The 8,190-nt window shown below is 70.6% G+C and carries 10 protein-coding genes; 3 read left to right on the top strand and 7 right to left on the bottom strand.

Annotated elements, in window-relative coordinates:
• Positions 1 to 253, top strand: a 253-nt coding sequence (locus IEZ15_RS24980) for a transposase family protein (protein WP_308427437.1), incomplete at its 5' end; no start/stop codon positions are given.
• 155 nt (positions 254 to 408) lie between these two features.
• Positions 409 to 1,578 carry a xylose isomerase gene (xylA, locus tag IEZ15_RS24975; protein ID WP_189279438.1) on the top strand — a complete coding sequence of 390 codons (1,170 nt, stop codon included), beginning with the start codon at positions 409 to 411 and terminating at the stop codon, positions 1,576 to 1,578.
• 119 nt (positions 1,579 to 1,697) lie between these two features.
• On the opposite strand, the gene IEZ15_RS24970 is transcribed toward xylA, so the two are convergent.
• The 5 genes from IEZ15_RS24970 to IEZ15_RS24950 form a co-directional block, all read right to left on the bottom strand.
• Positions 1,698 to 2,939, bottom strand: a complete 1,242-nt coding sequence (locus IEZ15_RS24970; protein WP_189279437.1) for an ROK family protein — start codon at positions 2,937 to 2,939, stop codon at positions 1,698 to 1,700.
• Between the two features lie 33 nt (positions 2,940 to 2,972).
• Positions 2,973 to 3,113: a hypothetical protein gene (locus tag IEZ15_RS24965; RefSeq protein WP_157987214.1), complete on the bottom strand. Its 141-nt coding sequence runs from the start codon at positions 3,111 to 3,113 to the stop codon at positions 2,973 to 2,975.
• A gap of 22 nt (positions 3,114 to 3,135) precedes the next feature.
• Positions 3,136 to 3,780, bottom strand: a complete 645-nt coding sequence (locus IEZ15_RS24960; protein WP_189279436.1) for a DUF305 domain-containing protein — start codon at positions 3,778 to 3,780, stop codon at positions 3,136 to 3,138.
• A complete protein-coding gene (locus tag IEZ15_RS24955) occupies positions 3,777 to 4,427 on the bottom strand; it encodes a thioredoxin-like domain-containing protein (RefSeq protein ID WP_114247732.1) in 651 nt (216 codons plus the stop codon). The genes IEZ15_RS24960 and IEZ15_RS24955 overlap by 4 nt, the downstream gene beginning before the upstream one ends.
• A gap of 88 nt (positions 4,428 to 4,515) precedes the next feature.
• A complete protein-coding gene (locus tag IEZ15_RS24950; RefSeq protein WP_189279435.1) occupies positions 4,516 to 4,974 on the bottom strand; it encodes a hypothetical protein in 459 nt (152 codons plus the stop codon).
• A gap of 148 nt (positions 4,975 to 5,122) precedes the next feature.
• On the opposite strand from IEZ15_RS24950, the gene IEZ15_RS24945 reads away from it, so the two are divergent.
• A complete protein-coding gene (locus IEZ15_RS24945; protein WP_189279434.1) occupies positions 5,123 to 5,731 on the top strand; it encodes a GNAT family N-acetyltransferase in 609 nt (202 codons plus the stop codon).
• A 49-nt stretch (positions 5,732 to 5,780) separates the two neighbouring features.
• Here IEZ15_RS24945 and pcaB read toward each other — a convergent pair whose 3' ends face one another.
• The gene (gene pcaB, locus IEZ15_RS24940) at positions 5,781 to 7,148 is read right to left on the bottom strand and encodes a 3-carboxy-cis,cis-muconate cycloisomerase (protein WP_114247736.1); all 1,368 of its coding nucleotides are present in this window, start codon (positions 7,146 to 7,148) and stop codon (positions 5,781 to 5,783) included.
• A 255-nt stretch (positions 7,149 to 7,403) separates the two neighbouring features.
• A complete protein-coding gene (locus tag IEZ15_RS24935) occupies positions 7,404 to 8,171 on the bottom strand; it encodes a VOC family protein (protein ID WP_114247737.1) in 768 nt (255 codons plus the stop codon).
• Between the last annotated feature and the right edge of the window lie 19 nt (positions 8,172 to 8,190).

The raw sequence follows: 8,190 nt of genomic DNA, 5'->3' as shown, positions 1-8,190 counted from the left end.
GGACGGCCTCAAGTGCTGGGCCGACAAGGCGTACCAGGGCGCCGGCAGCACCATCCGGGTACCCTTCCTCAGCCGTCACCTCAAGCGGTGGCAACGCCGGCACAGCAGCGCACACACCAAGATCCGCTGCCTCGGAGAGCGAGCCATTGCCACACTCAAGGGCTGGCGCCTCCTGCGGAAGCCCCGCTGCAGCACCAACCGCATCACAGCAATCGTCCATGCCGTCCCCGTCCTCCATCACGCCTCAACATGAGGTTGGAAAAGGCTCAGTGATCTCTCCGGATTTCCGGTTGCGGAGGGTGTACGTGCCGGACGTGCTCGGTGCATGATTAGTCATGACAGTAAACAAATAGGGTTCGGCCACCTCGACCGGTCATGGAACCCGACAGCACTGAAGGCGGCCAGACGATGACGGAACGCTTCACGCCCACGCCCGACGACAAGTTCACCTTCGGACTGTGGACGGTGGGCTGGCAGGGGCGCGACCCCTTCGGCGATGCGACCCGCACAGCGATCGACCCGGTCGACTCCGTGCAGCGGCTCGCGGAGCTCGGTGCGTACGGTGTGACTTTCCACGACGACGACCTGATCCCGTTCGGCTCGACGGACACCGAGCGCGAAGGGATCGTGAAGAGGTTCCGGCAGGCGCTGGACGCGGCCGGACTCGTCGTTCCCATGGCGACGACGAACCTTTTCACCCATCCGGTGTTCAAGGACGGCGCGTTCACCGCCAACGACCGGGACGTGCGCCGCTACGCCCTGCGCAAGACGCTGCGCAACATCGACCTCGCCGTCGAGCTCGGCGCCACCACCTATGTGGCCTGGGGTGGCCGCGAGGGTTCCGAGTCCGGCGCCGCCAAGGACATCCGGGTCGCCCTCGACCGTATGAAGGAAGCCTTCGACCTGCTCGGCGACTACGTCACCGAGCAGGGGTACGACCTGAAGTTCGCCATCGAGCCCAAGCCGAACGAGCCGCGCGGCGACATCCTGCTGCCGACCATCGGTCACGCCCTCGCCTTCATCGAGCGTCTGGAGCGCCCGGAGCTGGTCGGCGTCAACCCGGAGACCGGGCACGAGCAGATGGCCGGGCTGAACTTCCCCCACGGCATCGCGCAGGCACTCTGGGCGGGCAAGCTCTTCCACATCGACCTGAACGGTCAGTCCGGCATCAAGTACGACCAGGACCTGCGCTTCGGCGCGGGTGACCTGCGCCAGGCGTTCTGGCTCGTCGACCTGCTGGAGACGGCCGGTTACCGGGGCCCGCGGCACTTCGACTTCAAGCCGCCGCGGACCGAGGACTACGACGGTGTCTGGGCCTCGGCCGAGGGCTGCATGCGCAACTACCTGATCCTCAAGGAGCGCGCCGCCGCCTTCCGCGCCGACCCCGCCGTGCAGGAGGCGCTGCGCGCGTCCCGGCTCGACGAGCTGGCCCGCCCCACCGCCGAGGACGGTGTGGCCGGGCTGCTGGCCGACCGGTCGGCGTTCGAGGAGTTCGACGTGAACGCGGCGGCGGAACGGGGCATGGCGTTCGAGGCCCTGGACCAGCTGGCGATGGACCACCTGCTCGGGGTCCGCTGATCCCGGCCCGCAGCGACGCGGGGCCCCGGGGGTGGGGCCGGACACCGTGTGTCCGGCCCCACCCCCTTTCGCGTTCGCGTGGAGCGGGCGACGGTCCGGCCTGTACCCGGTGGGGCGGATCAGCCGGTTTCCCGGCCGTCCGCGTACGCCACCGGGTCGGCCAGTACCCCCGTCATCACCAGCGCCGCAGCGCCCCGCGCAGCGTCACCCGCCACGGACGAGGCGCGCAGACGGCCGCTCCCGGGAGCCCAGAGCCCGGACACCACCCGGCCGGTCAGCTCCTCGTCGGCGGGCGGTGACAGCCACGGCATCAGGTTCCGGTATATCCCGCCGAGCACCACCGCGTCCGGGTCCAGCAGATTCACCGTCCCGGACAGCACTCGCCCCAGCATCCGGCCGGCCTCCGCGACAGCGGCCACCGCCTGCTCGTCGCCAGCCCGGGCGCGCCGTTCCAGCTCGGCCACTCCGGAGCCGCTGCCGGACTCCTGGATCCCGGCGGCCCGCAACAGCGCCGCCTGTCCCGCGTACTGCTCCAGACAGCCGCGCGAGCCGCACCGGCACTGCGGTCCCTCCGCGTCCACCACCACATGCCCGATCTCCCCGGCGAACCCGTGCGCCCCGCGCAGGAGTTCACCGTCGATGACCAGGGCACCACCGACGCCGATCTCGCCCGTCAGATAGAGGAAACTGCGGACCGTGCCGAGTCCGCCGAACCAGAGCTCGGCGAGCGCCGCCAGATTGGCCTCGTTCTCCGAACTCACCGGCAGCGCCTCGTGACCGGGTTGCTCGGCGGCGAGCGAAGCGGCGAAGAGTTCCTCGGCCGGAACCTGATTCCAGCCCAGGTTGGGCGCCTGGCGCACCGTACCGCCGGAGACCAGACCGGGCAGGGCGAGCGCCACCCCGACCGGGAACAGTTCCTGCTCGCGGGCCGACTCCAGGGTGCGCGCCGCGATCCCGGCCGCCCGCGCCAGCACCTCCCCGGGCGGCGCGCCGCGGTTGTCGAGGTGCTCGGTGAGCCGTACCCGGCCGGTGCCCGCCAGATCGACGACACATACCGACACATAGTCGATGTTGACCTCCACGCCGAGCCCGGCAGGCCCCGTGCGCGCCACTTTGAGCGCGGTCCCGGGGCGCCCCGCCTGCCCGCTGAAGGTCTTGCCGGACTCGGTGAGGAACCCGATGTCGATGAGTTGCTCGACGAGCGAGGACACCGCGGCCCGGGTCAGCCCCACCCGCGCGGCGACCCCGGCCCTGGTCGCCTCGCCCTCGTCGCGGACGGCCCGCAGCACCAGACTGAGGTTGCTGCGGCGCACAGTGTCCTTGTCGGCCTTGGGCCCCAGCGGTGTGAGGTTGCTCTTCATGTTGGATCCGAGCCTATGCGATCCCTTGTGCGATCAGTCCGGTGAGCCGGTGAGCTTGTGCGACCGGCAAGTCCTGAGGCCGTTCGCCGTCTCATCGCCGGGGGCGGCCCGTTCGCGGGAGAAGGAACCCGCCGCGAACGGGCCGCCGGTGAAGGTGAACCCGTGCGCGCGCACGGGCCGTCGGAACGTACGGCGCTCAGGCCGTCGAACCGCGCTCCTTGAGCATGTCCGCCATGAGTGCGATCTCGGACTGCTGGCCCCGGACCATGCCCGTCGCCAGATTTCTGATCTCATCGGTTCCGGCCGCGTCGGCCGCCGCCTGTGCCATCTCCGCACCAGCGCGGTGGTGCGCGGCCATCAGCTTCAGGAACAGCACCTCGGCGTCCTTGCCCTTCGCCGCCCGCAGTGCGTCGAGTTCGGTGTCGGTCGCCATGCCCGGCATCAGCGAACCGTCGCCCCTGGGCGTGACGGTATGCCCCATCCACTCCATGGGAGGTGCGCTCGACGACTTCGCCCGGCCCCACATCTCCAGCCAGCCGAGCATCATGCCGCGCTGATTGGCCTGGGTGTTGATGATGTCGTACGCGAGCCGGCGTACCGCCACGTCGGACGTACGGTCCCGCACGATGAACGACATCTCGACCGCCTGCTGATGGTGGATCGACATGTCGCGCGCGAACCCGACATCGGCGGACGTGTCCGAGGGAGCGGCCGCCGGTGCGGCGGAGCCCGCGGAGGACGACGGCCGTACGAGCATCAGCGCGACCAGGCCCAGTGCCAGCAGCAGCACCACACCGCCCGCCGTCATCATCGGGCGCGAGGAGCGGACCGCGGACGTCACTGTGCGACCCCGCCGGTGCAGGCCGCGCCCGGCTCCGGGGTCTGCGGACCCTGCACGTACTTGGTGAAGAACTGCGCCACGCGTGCGTCGGTGGCACTCGTCACCGTCACCTGCTTGCCCCAGGCGCTGAGCAGGAGCGGGGCGGCCTGGTCCTCGACCGGGCTCATCAGCGAGTAGGGCGTTGCCTCGACCCGCTCGCCCAGTTTCTTGATGTCGGCAGGCTTCGCCTTGCTCGTGTACGTGACCCAGACCGCGCCGTGCTCAAGGGAGTGGACGGCGTTCTCCCTCGGTATCGCCTTGGTGTAGACATCGGCGTCGCAGTTCATCCACACCGGGTTGTGATCGCCGCCGACCGGCGGGTTCATCGGGTAGTCGACCTTCTTCTCGACATGGTTCTGGGAGAGCTTGTCCCAGGTCCGCTCGCCCTGTACGGGCGAGGACTTGGCCTCGACCTCGGCTTCTTCCTTGTCGTTGGCGGCGGACATCAGGTAGCCGCCGCCCGCGACGAGCGCGGCGATCACGGCGACGGACGCGGTGAGGGTGATGATGCGGCTGCGCCGCTCGCGGGCCCGTTCCTTACGGCGGGCCTCCTCCAGCTTGGCGCGGCGTGCGGCGGCAGGGGTGTTCTGCTTCTTGGCGGATGCCATGGAGAGTCGTCCTTCGGTTCAGCAAGACTGATGGAGCTGAGGGCATGCGGGAGAACGTCCTCGGTGTCCCGAGGAACGGGCCCTGCCTCTAGATCCGTTGAACCTGCAGACGCAGATGGTCGACTTCCCGCACGGCGTCGTTGGACGGGCCGCGGATCGCGGCGGCGCCGGTGAGCGGGGTGACGGGAGCTGTGGCGGTCACGCCGGGAAGGGCCACGGGCGCGCTCTGGCCGGGCAGTACGACGGGTGTCGCATGCTCGGAGGTTCCGTGGCAGGAACTGCCCATGCCCCGGCCCTCAGGGGCATCGGCCACCACCGTCCGTACGACCACGGCATGCACGGGCGTCATGGCCCGGGCGGTGGCTGCGGTATGGGTACCGGACTGGTGCGAGGCCGAGCCCGGGGCTGCCATCCGGTGCGCGGACGAGTCCGGGGCCGTGACCGAACAGCACGAGACCATGGCGAGCAGTACGAACAGCCAGCCGAGAACGGCCGACGCGTGGGCGCTCTGCCGTCGTCGGTGCGTCCGTTCGCTCAGCCTGTTCATCACCGCCATCGTACGACGTGTGTGAAGTTTCAACGAGGGGTGCATGCTGTGGAAGTGCGGGACGCGGCCTTTGTCGTGTGCGATCTTCCGCGCAAGGGGGCTCCCGTGTGCCGCCGGAACGGGTTCCGCCCCGTGCGATGATGCGCCCATGCCGTACTTGGTGCCGCCCCATATCCCGCCGGGGCGCCTCGCGGACTCCGTACAACCCGCTCTGCCCGTCACCGACCACCTGCTCCTGCGGCCGTGGCGGTACACGGACGCACCGGCCGTCCTCGCCGCCTTCGCCGACCCGGTCATCCAGCGCTGGCATCTGCGCCGGGCCGACTCCGAGGACGAGGCGCGCGACTGGATCGACCAGTGGCAGAGCGCCTGGTACTGCGAGACCGGAGCCCACTGGGCCGTCGTTTGCCCCGCGAGCGCGGCCGATGGAGCCGAGGAAGTGGTCGGCCGGGTCGCGCTCCGCTCCCTGACGCCGGCCATCGGACACGCCGAATGTGCCTACTGGACGTTGCCGGCCGCCCGCGGACGCGGCGTCGCGCCACGAGCCGTCTCGGTGCTGGCGCGCTGGGCCTTCGACGAGATCGGGTTCGAGCGCCTCGAACTCGTCCACTCCGTGCTGAACGAGGCGTCCTGCCGGGTGGCGGCCAAAGCGGGCTTCGCCCTGGAGGGCACCAGGCGCCGGGGCCATCTGCATGCCGACGGCTGGCACGACATGCACGTCCATGCCCGGATCCGTGGAGACGACGTCTCTCGTTGACCGGTGTGGCGAATGAGCGGCGCCACCGGGAAGCGGACGGCGAGTGCGGTCATCCGCGGTCCAGTGCACGGTCGGTGAGGGCGCCTGCGCAGCCGGTGTACCGGGCGGGTTCGGTCAGATCGGAAAGATCGAGACCGGCAAGTTCGGGCTCCTCGTCCAGCACATCGCCGAGGACATCGGCCAGATCCGTCGTCTCCGCACGGGCCCGTGCGGCGGCGCTCACCAGTACCTCCTTGGCGCGCTTGCGGCCGATGCGCTCGGCGAACACGGCGGCCAGCCGTTCCGAGACGATCAGCCCGTCGGTGAGCTGGAGATTCTCCCGCATGGCGTACGGGACGACGCGCAGTTGGTCGGTGAGTTCGGCGGCGTCGTACGCGGCCCCGCCGACGAGCCGCAGCAGTTCGCGCAGCGGCTCCCACTCGGCGTGCCACGACCCGGCCGGCCGCTCGTCCTCGGCTGCGAGCGAGCCGTACAGCGTCGCCGCCAGGCCGGGGGCGCGGCGGGCGGCCGCGGCGATCAGCGTGGCGCGCACCGGGTTGGCCTTGTGCGGCATGGTGGACGAACCACCGCCCTTCCCCTCGGTGACCTCACCGATCTCGGTGCGGGACAGGTTGAGCACATCGGCCGCCAACTTGCCGAGCGCACCTGCCGTGAAGGCGAGCGCGCCTGCCAGATCGGCGATCGGGGTACGCAGACTGAGCCATGGCAGGAGCGGTTCGGCCAGACCGAGTTCTTTCGCGAATGCCTGGAGCACGGTCAGCCCACGGCGGTCGTCGTCGGCGACTTCGGCTTCGCCGATGGGAGCGAAGGTATTGAAGGCGGCCAACGTTCCTGCCGCGCCACCGAGTTGCGCGGGAAGCGATTCCCGTACGGCCGAGAGCCGGTCCCGTGCGTCGAGGATCAGCGCACGCCATCCGGCTGCCTTCAGCCCGAAGGTGGTCGGCACGGCGTGCTGGGTGAGCGTACGGCCGGCCATCGGGGTGTTGCGATGTGCGAGTGCGAGCCGTGCCACCGCCTCCGCGGACCGCGCCAGATCGTCGAGCACGGGTGCCAGGGCCCGGGCGGCGATCAGCATGGCGGCCGTGTCGAGGATGTCCTGACTGGAGGCGCCCCGGTGCACGTACGGCCGGACGTCCTGCTCGACGGCGTCGACCAGGTCGAAGACCAGTGGGGTGACCGGATTGCCGCTCGCACGTGCGCGCAGTGCCACATCCCGCTCATCGAATCGGCTCGCGTCGGCCGCCGCGGTCACCGCCCGCCCGGCCTCGGCGGGGGCGAGCCCGCAGAGGGACTGGGCGCGGGTGAGCGCGGCCTCGGCGTCGAGCATCGCCTGCAGAAAGGCGCTGTCGCCGGTGGCCGTCTCGGCGGGTGAGCCGGCCCACCCGGGGGCGAGCAGTCCGACATCGCTCTCGTACATCAACTGAACTCCAGGAAGACCGTTCGCCGTCCCCCGCAGGCGGATGCCGAACCGGTGGGTACGCGGGTCCGTGGGTGTCGCGATCAGTGTGGCCCGGTGCTCGGCGTCCAGCGACTCCAAAAGCGTGTCACCTGCCGGAACGGCGACGGAGTGGTACGGGAGTGGTACGGGACACCGCCCGGCGGCAGGGCCCGTACCGTCCGATTGCGCGTCGGCATCCGGCCCCGCCCGGCGTCCGGCTCCGACGAGGGGGCCCTAGCCCTCGCCGCCCGCCCGGTGGATACCGAACACCGCGCCCTGCGGATCCCGGACCACCGCGATCCGAGGTCCGTCCGGAACGCTCGTCGGGGGCATCAGCAGTTCGCCGCCCGCCCCCTGCGCGGTGGCCGCCGCCACGTCGACGTCCGTCACGGCGAAGTACGGCAGCCAGTTGGGTGGCGCCTCCGGCGGGAACCTGTCGTCCATGATCAGCATGCCGCCGAAGTCCTCGCCGGCCACGCCCCACTGCGTGTAGCTCTCCGAAGCGGTGTTCACCGTCCATCCGAAGACCGCGGGGTAGAAAGCGAGCGACTGGTCGGCCTCCCGGGTGATGAGTTCGACCCAGCCGAGCGTGCCCGGGTCGTTCAGCCGCTCGGCGCCGGCGAAGGCGCGGCCCTGCCACAGCGAGAACACCGCACCGGACGGATCCGCGACCACCGCGAACCTGCCCTGGTCGAACACGTCCATCGGGCCGACCAGGAGCGAGCCGCCCGCCGACTTCACCTTCTCGACCGTGGCGTCCGCGTCCTCGCTGGCGAACGAGACCGTCCAGGCGGGCGGCTGTCCCGGCTGGTAGACCGGACTCAGTGCGGCCACTCGCGCATCTTTGAGGTGCGCCATGGTGTAGCCGCCCGCCTCCTCACGCGGATCGGTCTCGGAGCGCCAGCCGAAGAGCGCCGCGTAGAACGACTTGGCAGCCGGGATGTCGGGGGTGCTCAGCTCGATCCAGCAGGGACCGCTGGGCACCGGTTTGGTGAGCTTCATTCGGATTCCTCCGTGGGTG

The sequence above is a fragment of the Streptomyces atratus genome, from assembly GCF_014648655.1.
Classification (GTDB): Bacteria; Actinomycetota; Actinomycetes; order Streptomycetales; family Streptomycetaceae; genus Streptomyces; species Streptomyces atratus.
This window is presented reverse-complemented; position numbering and strand designations above follow the sequence as displayed.

Excerpts from the sequence above, each read along its gene's own strand:
- xylA (WP_189279438.1), top strand. The coding sequence starts at position 409 with ATGACGGAACGCTTCACGCCCACGCCCGACGACAAGTTCACCTTCGGA.
- IEZ15_RS24970 (WP_189279437.1), bottom strand. The coding sequence starts at position 2,939 with ATGAAGAGCAACCTCACACCGCTGGGGCCCAAGGCCGACAAGGACACT.
- IEZ15_RS24955 (WP_114247732.1), bottom strand. The coding sequence starts at position 4,427 with ATGGCATCCGCCAAGAAGCAGAACACCCCTGCCGCCGCACGCCGCGCC.
- IEZ15_RS24950 (WP_189279435.1), bottom strand. The coding sequence starts at position 4,974 with ATGAACAGGCTGAGCGAACGGACGCACCGACGACGGCAGAGCGCCCAC.
- IEZ15_RS24945 (WP_189279434.1), top strand. The coding sequence starts at position 5,123 with ATGCCGTACTTGGTGCCGCCCCATATCCCGCCGGGGCGCCTCGCGGAC.
- pcaB (WP_114247736.1), bottom strand. The coding sequence starts at position 7,148 with ATGTACGAGAGCGATGTCGGACTGCTCGCCCCCGGGTGGGCCGGCTCA.
- IEZ15_RS24935 (WP_114247737.1), bottom strand. The coding sequence starts at position 8,171 with ATGAAGCTCACCAAACCGGTGCCCAGCGGTCCCTGCTGGATCGAGCTG.